At 72.0% G+C, this 19,456-nt stretch carries 21 protein-coding genes and 7 tRNA genes; 18 read left to right on the forward strand and 10 right to left on the reverse strand.

The features are described from left to right. Positions 1-11: 11 nt before the first annotated feature. Positions 12-1,244, forward strand: a complete 1,233-nt coding sequence (cobA, locus tag AB0A61_RS11060; protein WP_361289573.1) for a uroporphyrinogen-III C-methyltransferase — start codon at positions 12-14, stop codon at positions 1,242-1,244. 64 nt (positions 1,245-1,308) lie between these two features. After that, entirely contained in the window at positions 1,309-2,127 is an 819-nt protein-coding gene (locus AB0A61_RS11065; protein ID WP_361289576.1) for an RNA methyltransferase, read from the forward strand. A 67-nt stretch (positions 2,128-2,194) separates the two neighbouring features. Here the strand turns inward: AB0A61_RS11065 and AB0A61_RS11070 are convergent, their stop codons facing one another. Further along, positions 2,195-3,589, reverse strand: coding sequence for a serine/threonine-protein kinase (locus AB0A61_RS11070; RefSeq protein WP_361289579.1), 1,395 nt, complete (start codon positions 3,587-3,589; stop codon positions 2,195-2,197). A 196-nt stretch (positions 3,590-3,785) separates the two neighbouring features. Here AB0A61_RS11070 and AB0A61_RS11075 point away from each other — a divergent pair, with 196 nt between their 5' ends. The 4 genes from AB0A61_RS11075 (at position 3,786) to AB0A61_RS11090 (ending at position 6,005) form a co-directional block, all read left to right on the forward strand. Further along, positions 3,786-4,061 (forward strand): hypothetical protein, encoded by a 276-nt coding sequence (locus tag AB0A61_RS11075; protein ID WP_361289581.1) that lies wholly within the window; start codon positions 3,786-3,788, stop codon positions 4,059-4,061. Positions 4,062-4,259: 198 nt separating this feature from the next. Then, complete coding sequence (locus AB0A61_RS11080) at positions 4,260-4,466, forward strand: hypothetical protein (protein WP_361289584.1); 207 nt, start codon at positions 4,260-4,262, stop codon at positions 4,464-4,466. A gap of 229 nt (positions 4,467-4,695) precedes the next feature. Continuing rightward, positions 4,696-5,631: an aminoglycoside phosphotransferase family protein gene (locus tag AB0A61_RS11085; RefSeq protein ID WP_361290026.1), complete on the forward strand. Its 936-nt coding sequence runs from the start codon at positions 4,696-4,698 to the stop codon at positions 5,629-5,631. An 80-nt stretch (positions 5,632-5,711) separates the two neighbouring features. Then, positions 5,712-6,005 (forward strand): zf-TFIIB domain-containing protein, encoded by a 294-nt coding sequence (locus AB0A61_RS11090; RefSeq protein WP_361289587.1) that lies wholly within the window; start codon positions 5,712-5,714, stop codon positions 6,003-6,005. 112 nt (positions 6,006-6,117) lie between these two features. On the opposite strand, the gene AB0A61_RS11095 is transcribed toward AB0A61_RS11090, so the two are convergent. The 5 genes from AB0A61_RS11095 to AB0A61_RS11115 all read right to left on the reverse strand — a co-directional run bounded on the left by AB0A61_RS11095 (position 6,118) and on the right by AB0A61_RS11115 (position 6,589). Next, positions 6,118-6,189, reverse strand: a tRNA-Val gene (locus tag AB0A61_RS11095). A gap of 34 nt (positions 6,190-6,223) precedes the next feature. Then, positions 6,224-6,295, reverse strand: a tRNA-Val gene (locus AB0A61_RS11100). Between the two features lie 37 nt (positions 6,296-6,332). Then, positions 6,333-6,404: transfer RNA gene (locus AB0A61_RS11105), tRNA-Val, on the reverse strand. A gap of 1 nt (position 6,405) precedes the next feature. Beyond that, a tRNA-Cys gene (locus tag AB0A61_RS11110) sits at positions 6,406-6,479 on the reverse strand. 37 nt (positions 6,480-6,516) lie between these two features. Continuing rightward, positions 6,517-6,589 (reverse strand) — tRNA-Gly (locus tag AB0A61_RS11115). A 178-nt stretch (positions 6,590-6,767) separates the two neighbouring features. Here AB0A61_RS11115 and AB0A61_RS11120 point away from each other — a divergent pair. From AB0A61_RS11120 to AB0A61_RS11130, 3 genes are all read left to right on the forward strand, one after another. After that, a complete protein-coding gene (locus AB0A61_RS11120) occupies positions 6,768-7,808 on the forward strand; it encodes a chorismate-binding protein (RefSeq protein WP_361289589.1) in 1,041 nt (346 codons plus the stop codon). Positions 7,809-7,889: 81 nt separating this feature from the next. Further along, positions 7,890-8,711, forward strand: coding sequence for an aminodeoxychorismate lyase (locus AB0A61_RS11125; RefSeq protein ID WP_361289592.1), 822 nt, complete (start codon positions 7,890-7,892; stop codon positions 8,709-8,711). A gap of 70 nt (positions 8,712-8,781) precedes the next feature. Further along, positions 8,782-9,606: a GNAT family N-acetyltransferase gene (locus tag AB0A61_RS11130; RefSeq protein WP_361289594.1), complete on the forward strand. Its 825-nt coding sequence runs from the start codon at positions 8,782-8,784 to the stop codon at positions 9,604-9,606. 358 nt (positions 9,607-9,964) lie between these two features. On the opposite strand, the gene AB0A61_RS11135 is transcribed toward AB0A61_RS11130, so the two are convergent. Then, positions 9,965-10,486, reverse strand: coding sequence for a DsbA family protein (locus tag AB0A61_RS11135; RefSeq protein ID WP_361289597.1), 522 nt, complete (start codon positions 10,484-10,486; stop codon positions 9,965-9,967). A 221-nt stretch (positions 10,487-10,707) separates the two neighbouring features. On the opposite strand from AB0A61_RS11135, the gene AB0A61_RS11140 reads away from it, so the two are divergent. Beyond that, positions 10,708-11,145, forward strand: a complete 438-nt coding sequence (locus tag AB0A61_RS11140; RefSeq protein ID WP_361289600.1) for a hypothetical protein — start codon at positions 10,708-10,710, stop codon at positions 11,143-11,145. Between the two features lie 133 nt (positions 11,146-11,278). Continuing rightward, complete coding sequence (locus tag AB0A61_RS11145; RefSeq protein WP_361290050.1) at positions 11,279-11,464, forward strand: hypothetical protein; 186 nt, start codon at positions 11,279-11,281, stop codon at positions 11,462-11,464. A gap of 63 nt (positions 11,465-11,527) precedes the next feature. On the opposite strand, the gene AB0A61_RS11150 is transcribed toward AB0A61_RS11145, so the two are convergent. After that, positions 11,528-12,088: a CGNR zinc finger domain-containing protein gene (locus AB0A61_RS11150; protein ID WP_361289602.1), complete on the reverse strand. Its 561-nt coding sequence runs from the start codon at positions 12,086-12,088 to the stop codon at positions 11,528-11,530. Between the two features lie 316 nt (positions 12,089-12,404). After that, positions 12,405-12,818, reverse strand: coding sequence for an SsgA family sporulation/cell division regulator (locus AB0A61_RS11155; protein WP_004002642.1), 414 nt, complete (start codon positions 12,816-12,818; stop codon positions 12,405-12,407). A gap of 191 nt (positions 12,819-13,009) precedes the next feature. Here AB0A61_RS11155 and AB0A61_RS11160 point away from each other — a divergent pair, with 191 nt between their 5' ends. From AB0A61_RS11160 to AB0A61_RS11175, 4 genes are all read left to right on the forward strand, one after another. After that, positions 13,010-13,474 carry a TIGR02611 family protein gene (locus tag AB0A61_RS11160; RefSeq protein ID WP_361289605.1) on the forward strand — a complete coding sequence of 155 codons (465 nt, stop codon included), beginning with the start codon at positions 13,010-13,012 and terminating at the stop codon, positions 13,472-13,474. 116 nt (positions 13,475-13,590) lie between these two features. Next, positions 13,591-13,662: transfer RNA gene (locus AB0A61_RS11165), tRNA-Val, on the forward strand. Between the two features lie 326 nt (positions 13,663-13,988). Beyond that, positions 13,989-14,435 carry an SRPBCC family protein gene (locus tag AB0A61_RS11170; protein WP_361289608.1) on the forward strand — a complete coding sequence of 149 codons (447 nt, stop codon included), beginning with the start codon at positions 13,989-13,991 and terminating at the stop codon, positions 14,433-14,435. Between the two features lie 39 nt (positions 14,436-14,474). Continuing rightward, positions 14,475-14,546, forward strand: a tRNA-Val gene (locus AB0A61_RS11175). A gap of 44 nt (positions 14,547-14,590) precedes the next feature. Here the strand turns inward: AB0A61_RS11175 and AB0A61_RS11180 are convergent. Then, complete coding sequence (locus tag AB0A61_RS11180; RefSeq protein ID WP_361289611.1) at positions 14,591-15,319, reverse strand: 3'-5' exonuclease; 729 nt, start codon at positions 15,317-15,319, stop codon at positions 14,591-14,593. 168 nt (positions 15,320-15,487) lie between these two features. On the opposite strand from AB0A61_RS11180, the gene AB0A61_RS11185 reads away from it, so the two are divergent. The 3 genes from AB0A61_RS11185 to thrS all read left to right on the forward strand — a co-directional run bounded on the left by AB0A61_RS11185 (position 15,488) and on the right by thrS (position 19,427). Beyond that, on the forward strand, positions 15,488-16,054 hold the full coding sequence (locus tag AB0A61_RS11185) for a DUF4365 domain-containing protein (RefSeq protein ID WP_361289613.1): 567 nt from the start codon (positions 15,488-15,490) through the stop codon (positions 16,052-16,054). Beyond that, positions 16,051-17,277, forward strand: a complete 1,227-nt coding sequence (locus AB0A61_RS11190) for a hypothetical protein (protein WP_361289616.1) — start codon at positions 16,051-16,053, stop codon at positions 17,275-17,277. The genes AB0A61_RS11185 and AB0A61_RS11190 overlap by 4 nt, the downstream gene beginning before the upstream one ends. Positions 17,278-17,450: 173 nt before the next feature. Then, a complete protein-coding gene (gene thrS / locus AB0A61_RS11195; RefSeq protein WP_361289618.1) occupies positions 17,451-19,427 on the forward strand; it encodes a threonine--tRNA ligase in 1,977 nt (658 codons plus the stop codon). Positions 19,428-19,456: the final 29 nt, after the last annotated feature.

Raw genomic sequence — 19,456 nt, forward strand, 5'->3', positions numbered from 1 at the left:
CCGCACCCCACATGGCCGAACACCCCGCCTACCCCGTAGGCCTCCGCCTCAGTGGCCGCCGCGTGGTCGTCCTCGGCGGCGGTCAGGTCGCCCAGCGCCGTCTTCCGGCACTCATCGCGGCGGGCGCCGACGTCGTCCTCGTGTCGCCCGAGGCGACGCCCTCGGTCGAGGCCATGGCGGACGCGGGCGAGATCACCTGGCGGCGGCGCCGGTACGAGGACGGCGACCTGGCGGACGCCTGGTACGCCCTGATCGCCACCGACGACCCCGGAACGAACACCGCGGCCTCCGCCGAGGCCGAGCGTCACCGGGTCTGGTGCGTGCGGTCCGACGACGCCGACGCGGCGACCGCCTGGACCCCGGCCACCGGCCACAGCGAGGGCGTCACGGTCGCCGTCCTCACCACCAACGCCAAGGGCCGCGACCCCCGCCACACCGCGGCCATCCGCGACGCGGTCGTCGAGGGTCTGCGCGACGGCACGCTCGTCGCCCCGCACCACCGCACCCGCAGCGCCGGCGTCGCCCTCGTCGGCGGCGGCCCCGGCGACCCCGACCTGATCACGGTCCGCGGCCGCCGCCTGCTCGCCGAGGCCGACGTCGTCATCGCCGACCGTCTCGGCCCGCGCGACCTGCTCGCCGAACTCCCGCCCCACGTCGAGGTGATCGACGCGGCGAAGATCCCCTATGGCCGTTACATGGCCCAGGAGGCCATCAACAACGCCCTGATCGAGCACGCCAAGCAGGGCAGGTCGGTCGTCCGTCTCAAGGGCGGCGACCCCTTCGTCTTCGGCCGCGGCATGGAGGAGGTCCAGGCACTCGCCGAGGCCGGCATCCCGTGCACGGTCGTCCCCGGCATCTCCAGCTCCATCTCGGTGCCCGGCGCGGCCGGCATCCCGGTCACCCACCGCGGGGTAGCGCACGAGTTCACCGTGGTCAGCGGTCATGTCGCCCCCGACGACGAGCGTTCGCTGGTGGACTGGCCGTCGCTGGCCAAGCTCACCGGCACGCTGGTGATCCTCATGGGCGTCGACAAGATCGGAAAGATCGCCGAAACCCTCGTCGCGCACGGCAAGTCCGCGGACACACCGGTCGCCCTGGTCCAGGAGGGCACGACGGCCGCCCAGCGCCGCGTCGACGCCACCCTCGCGACGGTCGCCGAAACGGTGCGCGCCGAGGACGTGAGGCCGCCGGCCGTCATCGTCATCGGCGAGGTCGTCACCGTGGGCCCGCGGAGCTCCGAGTAACCCCCGGTAACCTGACCCGTTCCCAGCCGTTGGCACCGTACCCCGGACAAGGCAGTATCACCCTGTGGCCGATCTCATCACCGTTGAGGACCCCGACGACCCGCGCCTGCGCGACTACACGGGCCTGACCGACGTCGAGTTGCGCCGCAAGCGCGAACCGGCCGAGGGCCTGTTCATCGCCGAGGGCGAGAAGGTCATCCGCCGGGCCAAGGACGCCGGGTACGAGATGCGTTCGATGCTGCTGTCCGCCAAGTGGGTCGACGTCATGCGGGACGTCATCGACGAACTCCCCGCGCCCGTCTACGCGGTCAGCCCGGAACTCGCCGAACAGGTCACCGGCTACCACGTACACCGCGGCGCGCTCGCCTCCATGCAGCGCAAGCCGCTGCCCACGGCGGCAGAACTCCTGCAGACCGCACGCCGGGTCGTGGTCATGGAATCGGTGAACGACCACACGAACATCGGCGCGATCTTCCGGTCGGCGGCGGCCCTCGGCATGGACGCGGTCCTCCTCTCCCCGGACTGCGCCGACCCGCTCTACCGGCGCAGCGTGAAGGTGTCGATGGGCGCGGTCTTCTCCGTGCCGTACGCCCGCCTGGACACCTGGCCCAGGGGACTGGAGTCGGTCCGGGAGGCCGGCTTCACGCTGCTCGCCCTCACCCCCGACGAGAAGGCCAGGAGCCTCGACGAGGCCGCACCGCACCGGATGGACCGGGTCGCCCTGATGCTCGGCGCGGAGGGCGACGGCCTGTCCACCCAGGCCCTGGTGGCCGCCGACGAGTGGGTCCGCATCCCCATGGCCCACGGCGTCGACTCCCTCAACGTGGGCGCCGCGGCCGCCGTCGCCTTCTACGCGGTGGCCACCGGCCGGCCCCAGCGCTAGGGGGTGTCGTTTCCAGCAGCACGGCGGGGGAGGGCATCGAGGCGACGGGTGCCCCCGCGCGAGCTCGTCAGAGCGTGAGTGAGTCGGCAACCGACGACAACGCCGCCGGGGGCCCCACCCGTACGTGCTCCTGCCGCGCCCCGGTGCGGCCCCCGTCGCCGCCGAGTCCGCGCGTCGGCCCCTGGCAGCCCTGTGCCGCCGCGATGCCGAGCGCGACCAGCAGGGTCACCACGACGAACACGAACAGCCGCTGCCGCAGCAGCCGCGGGTTGGCGGGCCGCCGCCCGGTCGCGGTGGTGCGCTGCCCCGGCCGTCCGGCACCGCTGCGCGGGGCGGGGCGGCCGCCGCTGCCCGGCCGGGCACCGTTGCGCGAGGTCGGCGTCGGCCGCCCACCACCCGTCCGGGACGGTCCTCCACCGCCGCGCGACGCGCCGCCACGGGCCGCGCCCCCCATGCGTGGGGGCATGTCGCCCCGCCCGGACGGAGTCGCGTTGCGCGGGGCGGGCGTGCCCGGCGAGCCCTGCGGACGCCGCCGGTCCCGCTGCTGCTCGCCCGGATAGGTGTCGACGAGCCGTCCGGTCGGCCGGTCCGCCTCGGCCCCGCGTGGCGCGGGCGGACGCACGTCACCCAGACCCTGCGCCTCCCGCGCGGCGATCTCCTTGAGCCGCAGCGACAACTGGAGCGTGCTGGGCCGCTCCTCGGGGTCCTTCGCCAGACAGGCCCGGACCAGCGGAGCGAGCGCGTCCGGTACGCCGTGCAGGTGCGGCTCCTCGTGCACCACGCGGTACAGCATCACCTCGGAGCTGCCGTGCCCGAAGGGAGAGTCGCCGGTCGACGCGTAGGCCAGGGTCGCGCCCAGCGAGAACACGTCGGTGGCCGGGGTGACGACGGCGCCGCGCACCTGCTCCGGGGCGAGGAAGCCGGGCGAGCCGACCGCGGTGCCGACATGCGTGAGCGTCGAGGCGCCGGTCGCCCAGGCGATGCCGAAGTCGATGATCCGGGGGCCCTTGGGGGACAGCAGGATGTTGGACGGTTTCAGGTCCCGGTGCACCACCCCGGCCTCGTGCACCGCGACCAGCCCCTCGGACAGCGCGGCACCGATCGCCGCGACGTCCGCCGCACCGAGCGCACCCTCCTCGGCCACCTTGTCGTGCAGGGAGGGTCCGGGCACGTACTGCGTGGCGAACCACGGCCGGTCCGCCTCCAGGTCCGCCGCGACCAGCCGTGCCGTGCAGCCGCCCCGGATCCGCCGGGCCGCCGAGACCTCGCGCGCGAACCGCGAGCGGAACTCCTGATCCTCCGCCAGATCGGGCCTGATGACCTTCAGCGCGACGCGTTGGCCCTTCCGGTCGGAGCCCAGGTAGACCACACCCATCCCGCCCGCGCCGAGCCGTCGGTGAAGCCTGAACGAGCCGACGACGCGCGGGTCCTCGCGCCTCAGGCGCATCATCGCCATGTTCATCCCCGCTGCCCGGTCCCTGTGACGAGCCACAGCTTACGTTTCCGGGGCCGTTCGCGCGCAGAGGCCGCGCCCTCTCGACCCGATCGATTGTCAGTGCCGGATGGGAGACTTGAAAGAAGGTCAGGGAGCTTGTGCACAGCCCGGCCTTGGGCTGCTCGTGATCTCAACCACCCGTCGCAGAAGGGGGATTGGACGCGTGAAGGGTGACCGCGTGGAGATAGTCGTGGACGCAGGGGACACCACACGTACGTACGAGGTGGTGGCCGGCAGGGCGGGCCGCCGAGTGGAGACGGCGGTACGTCGTGGCGTCGTCGAAGTGAGCGAAGTCACGCGAAACGGCACTGTCGTACGAACGGCCCGCTTCATGGCGAACCGGGTCCTGGCCCTGGTGGAGCAGCCGGTTCCCCGGGGGGACGGTTCGGAGAAGCCGGGGCACACCGGGCGTCCCCTCCGGGAAGACCCCGAGACCTAGGACTTCGTCTCCACCCTGGGGAGTAGTTCGCAGCTCACGGCTCATCCTGGGGGAGGCCCGGCAATCGGTACGAGGGCATGACGCCCGGCACCCCCGCGGCGCCTAGATTTGAGGTCAAGCGGCGGGTGCAGCACTCGTCCCCCGAGGTCAGACACCCGCCGCTGCCAACGACAACTGAGCACGGTCAGGAGAGGGACCATGGCCCACACGGCACCGCGGACACTGTTCCGTGCCGAGGGACGCAAGGCGTACGCCGCGTTGCACTCCCGCCGTCAGGGCCGCCGCCACCCCCTGGTGGCGACGCTGATGGCCCTCCCCCTGGCGGCCCTGCTCCTGCTCGTCTTCGACGGGTGGGACACGGTGGCCACACAGGCGTCGTCCGTGGGTGTGATGCTGGGGCGCTGAGCGGCGCCCCAGGCCCGGAAGAGCGGTCCGGGCGGGGACATCCACCCATGAAACCCCGTGGGGACGGGGGTGCGGCGGACGGCACAAATGCCGGCGCAGCTGGGGAGCTGCGCCGGCATTGCTTTTGCCCCGCGGCCGAGCACCCGCACCGCCTCAACCCCCGTCCGCCCTCCCGCGTACGCTCCCCTGAGCGCCGTACCCAGGGAGCCCCGTGACCACGACCGACGACCTGCTGCCCGTTCTGGCCGGTCAGGCCAGAACCGTGGCTCACCGGTACGCCGACGGCTGCCCCTGCGGAGCAAGCGTCACCCTCGCCGACCGCGCCGACGCCACCGTCGTCCGTCACGCCGGCACCGTCGCCAAGGCACACGCCCCGGACACCGACCCCGCCGCGCTGACCGTGCGCCTGAGGGCGGCCGTTCACCTGCCCGGTGTGCTGCTGCCCCCGTTGCGCCCGGCGCCCGTCGCGCTCCACGGCCGCCTGGTCACCTTCTGGCCGTACGGCGCCCCCGTCGACCCCGACACCCCGGACGCCGCCCCCTGGGAAGCCGTGGCCACCCTCGTGGCCCGCCTTCACCGCGCGCCCGTCCCCGCCGGACCCGCGGCCCTGCCTCCCATGCGCGGTCCCGCCAAGGCCGCCCGTGCCGTCACCCGCCTGCGCGCCCAGGCCCCCGGCCACCGCGCCGCGCATCCGGTCCTGCGCGCCTGGGCCACCCTGCCCGTCTGGGCCCGAGCCGAGGGACCCATGCCCGGATCCGCCACCCTGTGCCACGGGGACCTCCATCTGGGCCAGCTCGTTCGTCATCCGGCTCCCGAAGGCCCGTGGCTGCTGATCGACGTCGACGACCTCGGCACCGGCGTCCCGGCCTGGGACCTCGCCCGCCCCGCGGCCTGGTTCGCCTGCGGACTGCTGCCGCCCGAGGAGTGGACCCGGTTCCTGACCGCCTACCGCGTGGCCGGGGGCCCGGCCGTTCCCGCGCAGGGCGACCCGTGGCCCGCGCTGGACGTCCCGGCCCGTGCCCTCACCGTGCAGACGGCCGCGCTCGCGGTCGCCAAGGCGAACGTCGCGGGCCGGCCGCTGGACGAGGTCGAGCAGGCCCTGGTCGACGCCTGTGACCGAATGAGCCTTCTCCCGCCGCAGTTGACCCACGGGCCGGCGAAGTAGGGTGCAACCGACCACGGCAGGAAAGAGTCTGTCCTGGCGGAACCCGAAGCAGGACCCACCGGCGAGGAGTTGAGCCGACCATGCAGTGTCCGAAGTGCCATGCGCCGATGCACACCTACAACCGCAACGGCGTCCAGATCGAGCAGTGCAGCGGCTGCCGCGGTATCTTCCTCGACTACGGCGAGCTGGAGGCGCTGACCCGCCTGGAGGCCCAGTGGACGCAGCCGGCCCCGCCGCCCCCGCCCGCCCCGCAGGCCTACCCGGCGCCGCCCGCCCCCGCGTGGGGCGCGCCGCACGGCGGCCACCACGGGGGCCACGGCCACTACGGCCACCACAAGCACAAGAGCTTCGGCCACATGCTGTTCTCGTCCTGAGGGCACGACCGCGGACGCCCCGGGACCCGCCGGGGCGCCCGGGACCCCCTCGGCGCCTTACGGGAACGACGAAGCCCCCGGCCGTGCGGGACGGCCGGGGGCTTGTGCTGTGTGGACGATACTGGGATTGAACCAGTGACCTCTTCCGTGTCAGGGAAGCGCTCTCCCGCTGAGCTAATCGTCCTCGGGACCGGGATCCGAAGATCGCGGGCACTGCGTGCGCGATACTGGGATTGAACCAGTGACCTCTTCCGTGTCAGGGAAGCGCTCTCCCGCTGAGCTAATCGCGCGGAGGATCCGGAGATCCGTGAGGACCCGAAGGCCCAGTGGACGATACTGGGATTGAACCAGTGACCTCTTCCGTGTCAGGGAAGCGCTCTCCCGCTGAGCTAATCGTCCTTGGAGGTGGAGACGGGATTTGAACCCGTGTAGACGGCTTTGCAGGCCGTTGCCTCGCCTCTCGGCCACTCCACCAGGAGTGTCGGGGACCGGGAGTCCCCTGAATCCTTCGAGCGGACGACGAGGCTCGAACTCGCGACCTCAACCTTGGCAAGGTTGCGCTCTACCAACTGAGCTACGTCCGCTTGTCGTTTCGGTTCCGCTTCCGCGTCCCGGCGACGTGTTGAACTCTAGCGGATTCCGGGGCCAGTACAAAAACGCGTTTGTGCAGCGTGCTGCGCTGCGTCCGGTCGGCGACCTGGTCAGGCACCCGGAAGGACACGCCCGGGCCACCCCGAGGACACCCGCCATAGACTCGACTGCGTGCTGCACCACCCTCCCCTCGCCCGCTTCGGCGACCGTGTCGCCACCGGCCTTCTCGACGTCACGAGCGACCCCGGGGCCCTCGACTCCACCGGCTTCTGGGCCGTCGCCGCGGACTACGAGGGCCGCCTGACCTGCGCCCGCTTCCGGGACGTACGAAAGGAGCCGGTGCCCGCTCCCGCGCCGGGCCGGTGGCGGGCACCGTCCGCCGGTGACTGGACGTCGTCCCTCGACCGCGCTGCGTACACGGCGGGTGTGCGGCGCATCCGCGAGCACATCGCGACCGGCGAGGTCTACCAGGTGAACCTCTGCCGGGTGCTCTCCGCGCCGATCGCGGACGACGCGGACGTGGACGCGCTGACCTCCGTGCTCGCGCGCGGCAATCCGGCACCGTACGCAGGAACGATCCGCCTGCCGGAGCACGGCGTGGAGATCGCCACCGCGTCCCCCGAACTCTTCCTGCGCCGTGACGGACGGACGGCCGAGTCCGGGCCGATCAAGGGTACGGCCCGCACCGAGGCGGAGCTGCTGGAGAAGGACTACGCCGAGAACGTGATGATCGTTGACCTGGTCCGCAACGACCTGGGACGCGTCTGCACCACCGGCAGCATCACCGTCCCCGACCTGTGCGCGGTGGAGAAGCACCCCGGCCTGGTCCACCTCGTCTCCACGGTCCGCGGCGAGCTGCGCCCGGACGCCGGCTGGCCGGAACTGCTCGCCGCCGCGTTCCCGGCCGGTTCGATCACGGGCGCCCCCAAGTCCAGCGCCGTGCGGATCATCGACGCCCTGGAGACCGCGCCCCGAGGCCCCTACTGCGGCGGCATCGGCTGGGTGGACGCCGACCGGGGGGTCGGCGAGCTCGCGGTCGGCATCCGCACGTTCTGGATCGACCGCACCGACGGTGTCCTGCGCTTCGGGGCCGGCGCCGGCATCACCTGGGGCTCCGACCCCGAGGGGGAGTGGCGGGAGACCGAGCTGAAGGCGGCCCGGCTGCTCGCGGTAGCGTCGGGCACCTACGGGGAGAGCGGCGACGAACTCTGACCCGCCGGGCCGGTCCGGGGACCACCCCCGAACCCCCGCTCGACGTGACGCACTCGGTACGGACTTGTGAGGTAGGGACCAGTGAAGGTTTGGCTCGACGGCGGACTGCAGGACATCGAGTCCGCACGTGTCTCCGTCTTCGACCACGGACTGACCGTGGGCGACGGCATCTTCGAGACGGTGAAGGCGGTCGACGGGAAGCCGTTCGCGCTCACCCGCCACCTGGACCGGCTGACCCGCTCGGCCCGCGGCCTGGGGCTGCCCGAGCCCGACCACGACGAGGTCCGCCGCGCCTGCACCGCCGTTCTCGAGGCCAACCCGATGCCGCTGGGCCGTCTGCGCATCACCTATACAGGGGGCCACGGCCCCCTCGGGTCCGACCGCGGCGATCACGGCCCCACCCTGCTGGTCGCCCTCGGCCGGTCCACGCGCCGCGCCGACTCCACCGCCGCCGTCACCGTACCCTGGACCCGCAACGAGCGGGGCGCGCTCACCGGCCTGAAGACCACCTCGTACGCCGAGAACGTGGTCGCGCTCGCCCGGGCGCACCAACAGGACGCGACCGAGGCGCTGTTCGCCAACACGGTCGGGCAGCTCTGCGAGGGCACCGGGACCAACGTCTTCGTCGTCCTCGACGGTGAGATCCACACCCCTCCGCTCGCCTCCGGCTGCCTGGCCGGCATCACGCGCGCGCTGGTGGTCGAGTGGACAGGTGCCAAGGAGACCGACCTGCCGCTGGACGTCCTCCAGCGGGCCGACGAGGTGTTCCTCACCTCCACCCTGCGAGACGTCCAGGCGGTGCACCGCGTCGACGACCGCGAACTGCCGGGTGCGCCGGGCCCGGTGACCGCCAAGGCCATGCGGATCTTCGACGAGCGCTCGGGGCACGACCAGGACCCGTGAGCCCGGCCCCGTGAGGCCGCGCGGAAAAATCGGGCTGACGCGGGCGGCCGCGGCGGGTAGAACACCCCTGATGACCACGACCCTGCGGCCCACCGAGCCGCTTCAGCAGCACCCCGACGGAACGCGATCGCGCCGCTACCAGGTGTGCGTGAACAGCCGTCCGGTCGGGGCGATCCACCTCGCGACGCACCCGGTCTTCGGCCCGGCCGTCGCCCGGATCCTCGATCTGCGCATCGACGAGCCGGACCGCGGACGCGGCCGTGGCACGGTGGCCGCGCTCGCCGCCGAGGAGGTGGCGCGCGGCTGGGGCTGCAAGCGGATCGAGGCAGCCGTGCCCGCGGACGCCCGGGCCGCGCTCCGGCTCGTCACGGCCCTCGGCTACGTCCGGCGCAACCAGAACATGGAGAAGACCCTCGGCACCGCCGCGCCCACGCTGCCCGCGGGCAGCCGGGGCAGGCCCATGACGGAGGCCGAGTACGGCCCGTGGCTCGCGCGTGGCCGGGCCGCCTACGCCCGGAGCTGGATCGACCGCGGCGTCCCCGAGGACGAGGCGTGGGCGAAGTCGGAACAGGACCACGCCCGGCTGCTGCCCGAGGGGCAGGCCTCCCCGGGCGTGCTGCTCAGCGTCCTGGAGCACGGGGGAACGGCGGTGGGCACCCTGTGGGTGGCGATCGGCGGGGACAGGGCGTTCGTGTACAAGGTCGAGGCCGACGAGCGCTTCCGCGGCCGGGGTCACGGACGCTCCCTGATGCTGCTGGCCGAGGCCCAGGCGGTGGCCGCCGGCAAGGACGTGATCGGCCTCAACGTCTTCGCGGGGAACACGCCGGCCGAGCGGCTGTACGAGTCGCTGGGGTACCGGCCGACGCTGCACGCCCTGTACAAGGAACTGCTGTAGAAGAGCTGTCGCGGGAGCACGGGGACCCGGCGCCGCCCGGGCAGCGCCCGGCCGCCGCAGCGCCCGGCCGCCGCACCGGCAGGCCGGGCACCGGGGCCCCGGGTCTCCGGGCCCGGGGGCTGCCGGCCCAGGGCCCCCGGCCCGCGGGGCTGTCGACCGGGACTGCCGGGCTGCGGGGCTGTCGGACCGGGACTGCCGGGCTGGGTCTGCCAGACCGGGACTGCTGGCCTGCGGGGCTGTCGGACCGGGACTGCCGGGCTGGGGCTGTCGGACACGGGCTGCCAGGCCGGGTCTGCCGGACCGGGTCTGCCGGAGCGGCCGGTGCGTGCCCGCCTCCGGGGGTTGCCCTGCCGGCCGGTCAGGCGCCCTGTTCGCTCAGCAGCCGGTCCACGATCTGCGTGATCCGCTCGCGCAGCCCCTCCTGGCTCTTGCCGCCGTCCAGGCGTTCGCCGCCGACCACGTACGTCGGTGTGCCGGTCACGCCGATCGCCTTGCCCTCGGCCTGGTCGGCGTCGACGATCAGGATGTGCCGGCCGTCGATGAGCGCGGTGTCGAACTCCTCGGCGTTCAGGCCGAGTTCGCGGGCCACCTCGACCAGGAAGGCCTCGCCGCCGCGGTCCAGCTCCTCGACCCGGCCGAGCACCGTCTCCACGTACGGCCACTGCCGCCCCTGCTCCGCGGCCTCCTCGGCGGCCTGGGCGGCGGCGAAGGCGTGCTTGTGCTTCTCCAGCGGGAAGTGCCGCAGCCGCAGCTCCAGCCGGTCGCCGTAGCGGTCGCGCAGGGCGCGCAGGTCGTCCAGCGCGGTGCGGCAGTCCGGACACTGGAGTTCGCACCAGACGTCGAGGACCGGCGCGGCGGGTGCGGGGGAGGAGTCGCTCATGGTCCCAGTCTCCCAGCCCGCGCCCGGCAGGACCCACTCGGGATCATGGCCGCCGGACGGCGCCGGGCCCGGCAGCGGTACACCCCGGCGGCACCCTGGGAGGAGGTGACCCGGAGATGTCCCTGATGTCGGTCCGGAGCATGGCATTCCGGGAAGAGGGCGGTGCAGGATGGAAGGGACGAAACCGTCCACGACGTGGTGAGCCCTGCCTGGAGGACCGGATGATTGCCGAGACCGTCTGTTCCGCCGTCTCCGCAGCCGGCCTGGGCATCGCCGCGGTCACGGCGTACCGCAGGCGCTTCCTCGCGGCGGCCCGCATCGCCGCGTACTCCCTCGTCCCGGTGGCCCTGGTGATGACCGGGATGGTCGGGTGGCTGGCCGACACCGCCTTCAGCCCCACGGCCTGGGCGGGCTTCGTCCTGCTCGGCGGTGCCTGGGTGCTCTTCGCGACGACACGTGCGGTCGAGCGGCGCCGCGGCGGCACCCGCAAGGAGCGCAAGGCGGCGCGGGCCGCCGAGCAGCAGGGGACCGTGACCCCGGCGGCGTCGGCGCCCTCCCTCGGCCCGGCCGCGCGTCCCGCGGCCCGTCCCGGGGCGGCACCGCGCACCGAGGAGGACTTCAGCGACATCGAGGCCATCCTCAAGAAGCACGGCATATGACGCTCACCGGACGGCCCGCGACGACACAGGATGTCGGCGGTGTGCCGGGAAGCGTTCACGACCCGGCCCGAACCGATCCGTAGATCACGAAATCCGGCGAACTCCCGCACGTTCCGCGCGTGTTGATCGCGTCATGGCCGATGGCTGCGCCATCATCGCCCGCGAGATGGTGGACACGACACAGAGCGAGGCCGCGCCGCCGAAGGACGAGCCGCGCGGGTGCCTCTTCGCCCTTTCCCAGCCGCCGCTGATGATCTTCCTTGCGGTGATCGGGTGTCTACTGCTCATGGCTGCGTTGCACGACCTGCTGTTGCTGTGAGCCGTACCCGTGGGTCCTCGGCGTCACCCGCCGGGGCTCACGACACCATCGAAACCCGGCCGGTCAGCCCGCCGCCTCCTTGCGGCGGGCCCGGTACGCCGCCACATGCAGCCGGTTGCCGCAGGTGCGGCTGTCGCAGTACCGCCGCGAGCGGTTGCGGGAGAGATCGACGAAGGCGCGTCGGCAGTCCGGCGCCTCGCAGCGGCGCAGCCGCTCCCGCTCCCCGCCCACCACGAAGTACGCCAGCGCCATGCCGCAGTCGGCGGCCAGGTGGTCCGCGACGGACGCGCCGGGGGCGAAGTAGTGCACGTGCCAGTCGTAGCCGTCGTGGTCCGTCAGCCGTGGAGTGGTGCCCGCCGCGGCGACGAGCTCGTTGATCAGGCCGGCGGCCGACCGGGCGTCCGCGGCCGCGAAGATCGCTGCGAACCGTCCGCGGATCCTCCGCACCGCGGAGAGATCGAACTCCGACAGCACCCCCACATCGCTTATTTTGTGGTTTCGTACGAAGTCCTCCAGTGCTGCCACGTCCGGCAGTCCGTCGGGCGTCGTGTCGTCCTCCGGTGCGGTGTTCACCAGATCGACCACGGTGTCGAGCGCACACCGGGTGTCGTGGGTGATCAGCACGTTTCGCTCCCTGGCCTGAGGATCGGGCACACGCCCGCCGATGGTGGCCGATGGTAGTGGCTCGGCCGCCCACCGAACCGGCGCCGTCCGAACGAGCGGCTGCCGATAGAACGGCGGCGCCGCGCCCAGGGTTCCCGGGCCCCGGTGCGGCGCCGGGCGGGGACGGGCGTTCCCGCCCGCGTACGCGCAGCACACCGGCACCCGCCCCCTCGCGGGGGACCGGTGCCGGTGTGTCCCATGTGCGGTTGTCCTGGCCCGAGCCGTCTCCCCGAGTGGACGGCGCCGGGCAGCTTGAAGATCCTCGAGGGGCCTACCGCTAGCTTTCCGCGAGGATGTGCGAGAGCTCCTGATCCAGATCGAAGTGCCGGTGTTCCGTGCCGGGCGGCACGGCCGCGTCCGTTCGCTTCAGGAAGGACTCCAGGGCCCGCGCCGGGGCTTCGAGCAAGGCTTCCCCCTCCGGGGAGCTCAGGGCGATGCACACGACGCCCTGACCGTGACTGCGGGACGGCCAGACACGGACGTCGCCGGTGCCCGTGGGCCGGTGAAGCCCCTCGGCGAGGAGGTCGCGGGCGAACACCCACTCGACGGTCTCCTCGGCTCCGGTGTGGAAGGTGGCGTGCACGGCGTAGGGGTCGGCCGTGTCGTACCGCAGGCCTGCGGGGACAGGCAGGGAGGACTCGCTCGACACAACGAGGCGCAGGTGCAGCTCGCAGCTGACCGTGGTGTTCATAAGCGCCAGGGCCTTTCGCTCAGTGTGCGCTCGGGGATTCGCACGTCGGCGAAATCGACATGCCACCTACGGTGCCGTTGTAAACCCCTCTGAGTGTTTTGGCTGTGTTTGCGTAACTCTTCCGGCCGAGAACCGGTTCGCGAGGTGCGTCCATTCCGGTGACTGGTTTCTACCCGGTAGGGTTGAGTCGTATGAATACGGGGAGTGACGAGACGGGCGAGGTTGCCGTGGCGTCCGAGGAAGCGAAGGCCGAGGAGAAGGCGGAGCAGACACAGGACCGGCGGGGGCTCGGTTCCCGTGCGCCGGCCTTCATCCGGTCACGCCCCGTGCTGCACATGAGCTGGCAGGTCGGCATCTTCGTCGTCGGCCTCGCGGTCGTCGTCGCGGGCGTCGTCATGCTGCCCCTGCCCGGCCCCGGCTGGGTGGTGATCTTCGGTGGCATGGCGATCTGGGCGACCGAGTTCGTGTGGGCCCAGCTCGTGCTCCGCTGGACCAAGCGCAAGGTCACGGAGGCGACCCAGCGGGCCCTCGACCCCAGGGTGCGCCGCCGCAACATCGTCCTGACGACGGTCGGCCTGGTGATCGTCGCCGTCCTGGTCGGGATCTACCTGTGGCGGTTCGGCCTCGTGATGCCCTGGAAGATCGGTCGCCAGTGATCATCGGTCGCCAATGATCAGGGCGGCCCGCGGGGGCCCCGGCGCGGGTGCCGGGTCCTCGGCGACCCCTGGTCCTGGGTACCCACCTGACATGCGGTAATGTTCTTCCTGCGCCCGGGCGATTAGCTCAGTGGGAGAGCGCTTCGTTCACACCGAAGAGGTCACTGGTTCGAACCCAGTATCGCCCACCCGGCATCGGCGGCCCGTCTGCGATCACGCAGACGGGCCGCCGTCGTGTCCGCCGTCGCATCCGCGGCGGCTCGCACCGCCGCGCGCCCGGCGACGGAAGCGGTTCGGGCGATACGACGGTGACGGTCCGTTACCCGTCGTGGATCGCCGGGGAACGGTCCGAAGATCGGGTGAAGACGGACTTCCGTGACCGTCTCCCATTTCTGCGAGAAGTTCCGGACACCGGCGGTCGGTGAAATCCCCGCAGGTATTTCCAAAACCCCGTCACATTTCCTCGGAAGTACGGCAGGAGAGAACTTCCGGCGTGCCCGGGCAGACTCTGCTCATGGACTGGACCCATTACCGCTTCCGCAGTCTGTGGGCCCTGCCCGCGCCGCCCGCCGTCGTCTACGAGGCGCTGGAGCGGGTCGAGGACTACCCGCGGTGGTGGCACCAGGTGCGCCAGGTCGTGCGCACCGGCGACACCACCGGGGTGATCCGGATCCGTTCCCTCCTGCCGTACGACATGACCTTCACCGCGCGGGAAGTGCGGCGCGATCCGGCCGCCGGGGTCCTGGAGGTCGCGCTGTCCGGGGACGTGGAGGGCCGGGCCTGCTGGACGGTCACCGCCCTGGGAGACGGCGCCCTCGCCCGCTACGAGCAGGACGTCGACGTGAACAAGCCCCTGCTGAGGCGGTTGGCTGTGCCGGGCCGTCCCGTCTTCCGTCTGAACCACCGGCTGATGATGCGCGGCGGACGGCGGGGCCTGACGGCCTACCTGTGGGCGGTTTGAAGGACGACCCCGGTTACCTGTATCGTTCAGTGCGTTCCCGGGCGATTAGCTCAGTGGGAGAGCGCTTCGTTCACACCGAAGAGGTCACTGGTTCGAACCCAGTATCGCCCACCGGGAAAGGCCGGTCCGCGCAGGCGGACCGGCCCTTTGCATGCTCAGGCGGCCGCCGCAGGCAGCGCCGGACGCAGGGGCCACGCCGGGTTCACCGACTCCTCCGTGCCGCTGCGGGCGAACCACGCCTGCAGGCCGCGGGCCTGGGCCGCGTGCCACCCGGTCTGCAGCGTGTGCAACTCGGCGGGGGTCAGGCGCTCCAGACGGGTCGCGAAGCGACGGCCGAGCGCGCGCACGACCTCCAGCGCGGCCAGCGCGTCCGCCGCCGCGTCGTGCGCGTCCTCCAGCGCGACCTCGTAGTGCGCGCACAGGTCGGTGAGGGTGCGCCGGCCCTTGCGGTAGCGGTCCAGGTGCTTGTCGAGGACCCGCGGATCGAGCACGTACAGTGACGACGACTCGAACCAGCGGTCCAGCGAGGACGCGCGATGGCGACGCAACTCGCGGTCGAGAAGCGTCAGATCGAAGGGTGCGTTCATCACCACGAGCGGCCGGCCCAGGGTCGCCTGTTCCGTCAGCTCCTCGGCTATCTCGTACATCACCGGCGCCGGCCAGCGGCCGTTGCGCTGCAGATACTCCTCCGTCAGCCCGTGCACCGCCGTCGCCCCCTCGGGCACCGGCACCCCCGGGTTCACCAGCCAGCGGGCCACCCGCGGCCGGGCGCCCGGGCCGTCCTGGACGACGACGGCGGCCGACACGATGCGGTCGGTCTCGACGTCGACACCCGTGGTCTCCGTGTCGAACGCGGCCAGAGGGCCCTCGTACCAGCACGTCATATGCCCACAACTCCTTGTTCACCCATGGCAGCTGACGCACCGTCTTCTGCCTGTTTGGTGATACCCGGGCTGTTTGCGCCGTACGCCGCAAGGACACAACAGGAGTACGGGTCTTTGCAGTTCAGCGGCCCTCAGTGGGGATTTCTTCGGCGTGGAAGGCTGTTGGTCATGGCGATAGCGCAGCCCGAACGGGGCGGGCTGCTGCCCGAACGTGCGGGCCCCCTTCGCGGCACACTCGCCACCACCGCGTGCATGGAGACACTGCAGGTGGGTTATCTGCACGCGGTGGCGGCGGCGGCCGGCTGCTCGCTGTCCCAGCCCTTTCCGGACAACGGCATCGACTGGCACGTCAGCCACAGCGCACCCGGGCACACCGTCGACGACGAGGTGACCATCAAGGTGCAGCTGAAGTGCACCTACCAGATCGCACCCCACCCACCGGGCCGCTCCTTCTCGTTCACGCTCGACAACGACCACCTGGCCAAGCTCGCCCGCACCCCGGTCTCGGTGCACAAGATCCTCGTCGTGATGATCGTTCCGCGGTCCCAGGACCAGTGGCTGCGCGCCGGACACGACCGGCTCGACCTCAGGCACTGCTGTTACTGGGTCAACCTCGCGGGCCATCCGATCACCGGCCGGCACCGGACCACCGTGCGGATACCGACCTCGCGCATCTTCGACGACCGGGCGCTCTGCGAGATCATGGCGCGGGTCGGCACGGGAGGCAGACCATGACGCACCGCCCCCTCGACGAGCCGCTGCGGCCGGTGCGGCCGCACCCCGCCGACGCCGCCTGGCAGCGTCCCCCCGAGCCTGCCGACGTCGACCCGGCCGTGCTCAGCGCCCTGCTGCAGCGGCACGGCTGGCAGCGGCGGGGCGGCGCCCCCGGACGCTACGGCCGCTGGACCCCACCGGGCCCCGGCGGCGCCGGGACGAGTCTGCTGGTGCCCGAGAGCCGTGCCTTCCCCGACAGCGACGACCTCCTCGGCGAGGCGCTGGACGCGCTCGCCCGCAGCGGCACGCCCTCCGCCCGCGAGGTGCTGGTCTCCCTCGCCGTGCCCAGCGACGAGATCCGCTGGTGGCGGGACGCACCGAGCGGGCCGGCCGACGCCGCCCCGTGGACCGTAGAGGAACAGTTGCGCTCGGCCGCCCGGCAGATGCTGCTCGCTGCGGCGCTCGCCACGCGCGCGCGGGCCGGCTACTACGGCGCCCGGCACCGGCGGTCGGCCGCCGCGTCCCTGGAGCAGGTCCTGGTCGGCTCCGCGGCCGACGGCCGCCGCCTGACCGCCTTCGTGCCCATCGGCACCGGACGCCCGTTCGCCGTGCGGCTGCACCAGGCCCTCTGCGCGGCCCGCGAGGCCATCGACTACCAGCGGGCCACCGGCGGCATGGACGCCTTCGACGGTGCCGTGGCGGCGGGCGTCAGCCGCGAGCTCACCGAAGCGATCGTCGCCCTCGTCCGCGGCAGCGAGGGCGCCCGGATCGCCGTCGAGTGGGCGCCCGCGGCCGGCGCTCCCGAGGACTGCGCGGCCGCCGCCGAGCCCGTCGAGTTCTCGCCGGGCGACCTGCCCGTACTGCGGGAGGCGGGCGCCCGTTATCTGCGCGAGGAGCCGTCCGTGCCCGTGCGCGTCACCGGCGCGGTGGTGCGGATGCGCAGGTCGCAGCCGCGCGGCGAGGGCACGGTGCGACTGAGGGTGATCGCCGGTGCCGAGGTGCCGTACGTCCGCGTGACCCTGGGCGAGGAGGACTACCGGATAGCCGGGCACGCACATCTGGTCGGCCTGCCGGTGCGGGTGCACGGGCGGCTGGAGAGCCGGGGCGGGTTCCGCCGGCTCACGGGCGCCTCCGGTGTCGTACCGGTACAGGTGGACGACGAGGAGCGGGACCGGCTGATGAAGTCGCTGCAGGAGGACCTGGACTTCTTCGAGGAGGCGTGCAGCGGGGAGGAGTGCGACTGAGGAGACTCCCCCTGAGGAGACAGGGCAGGACCACGGCCGGCGACGACCGCTTCGAGGCCGGGGGTCCGCGGTCGTCATGACCGTTTCGCGATCGGCGGCCCGAGGTCGGTACGATCCCGTAATGCGCGCGCTCCCGGTATGGCGCCGCATCCGTCGTCAGTCAGGAGAGACCGGTGTCAGACGTCCGTGTGATCATCCAACGCGATTCCGAGCGGGAAGAGCGCGTGGTGACGACGGGCACTACGGCCGCCGAGCTCTTCGCCGGCGAGCGCTCGATCATCGCCGCGCGCGTGGGCGGCGAGCTCAAGGACCTCACCCACGAGGTCGGGGACGGCGAGACCGTCGAAGGCGTCGAGATCTCCTCCGAGGACGGCCTGAACATCCTGCGCCACTCCACCGCGCACGTCATGGCGCAGGCCGTGCAGGAGATCTTCCCCGAGGCCAAGCTGGGCATCGGCCCGCCGGTCAAGGACGGCTTCTACTACGACTTCGACGTGGCCCGGCCGTTCACGCCGGAGGATCTCAAGGCCATCGAGAAGAAGATGCAGGAGATCCAGAAGCGCGGCCAGCGCTTCTCCCGCCGCGTGGTCACCGACGAGGCCGCCCGTGAGGAGCTGTCCGACGAGCCGTACAAGCTGGAGCTGATCGGTCTCAAGGGCTCGGCCTCCAGCGAGGACGGTGCGGACGTCGAGGTCGGCGCCGGCGAGCTGACGATCTACGACAACCTGGACGCCAAGACCGGCGAGCTGTGCTGGAAGGACCTCTGCCGGGGTCCCCACCTGCCCTCGACCCGCCTCATCCCGGCGTTCAAGCTGATGCGCAACGCGGCCGCCTACTGGCGGGGCAGCGAGAAGAACCCGATGCTGCAGCGCATCTACGGCACCGCCTGGCCGTCCAAGGACGAGCTGAAGGCGTACCTGGACTTCCTCGCCGAGGCCGAGAAGCGCGACCACCGCAAGCTGGGCAACGAGCTCGACCTGTTCTCGATCCCGGAGCAGATCGGCTCCGGCCTCGCCGTCTTCCACCCCAAGGGCGGCATCGTCCGCCGGGTGATGGAGGACTACTCGCGGCGCCGCCACGAGGAGGAGGGCTACGAGTTCGTCTACACCCCGCATGCGACCAAGGGGAAGCTCTTCGAGACCTCGGGCCACCTGGACTGGTACGCCGAGGGCATGTACCCGCCCATGCAGCTCGACGAGGGCGTGGACTACTACCTCAAGCCCATGAACTGCCCGATGCACAACCTGATCTTCGACGCGCGCGGCCGCTCCTACCGCGAACTTCCGCTGCGCCTCTTCGAGTTCGGGACCGTGTACCGGTACGAGAAGTCGGGCGTCGTGCACGGCCTGACCCGCGCCCGGGGCTTCACCCAGGACGACGCGCACATCTACTGCACCCGTGAGCAGATGTCGGAGGAGCTCGACAAGACGCTCACCTTCGTCCTCGGCCTGCTGCGCGACTACGGCCTGACCGACTTCTACCTGGAGCTGTCCACCAAGGACCCGGAGAAGTTCGTCGGCTCCGACGAGGTCTGGGAGGAGGCCACGGAGACCCTCCGCCAGGTCGCCGAGAAGCAGGGCCTGCCCCTCGTGCCCGACCCGGGCGGCGCCGCCTTCTACGGCCCGAAGATCTCGGTCCAGACGAAGGACGCCATTGGCCGCACCTGGCAGATGTCGACCATCCAGCTCGACTTCAACCTGCCCGAGCGCTTCGACCTGGAGTACACCTCCGCGGACGGCTCCAAGCAGCGTCCGGTCATGATCCACCGCGCGCTGTTCGGCTCCATCGAGCGGTTCTTCGCGGTGCTTCTGGAGCACTACGCCGGCGCCTTCCCGGCATGGCTGGCCCCGGTCCAGGCCATCGGCATCCCGATCGGCGACGCGCACGTGGAGTACCTGGAGAAGTTCGCCGCGGCGGCCAGGAAGAAAGGCCTGCGCGTCGAGGTCGACTCGTCCTCGGACCGCATGCAGAAGAAGATCCGCAACGCCCAGAAGCAGAAGGTGCCGTTCATGGTCATCGCGGGCGACGAGGACATGGCGAACAACGCCGTGTCCTTCCGCTACCGCGACGGCTCCCAGGAGAACGGCATCCCGTTCGACGAGGCCATCGCGAAGATCGCGCAGGTCGTCGAGGAGCGCACGCAGGTCTGATCCGGCAGGTCGGGGCTCTCGGGGAAGTC

This window comes from Streptomyces sp. NPDC046197 (assembly GCF_040646295.1).
Taxonomy (GTDB): domain Bacteria; phylum Actinomycetota; class Actinomycetes; order Streptomycetales; family Streptomycetaceae; genus Streptomyces.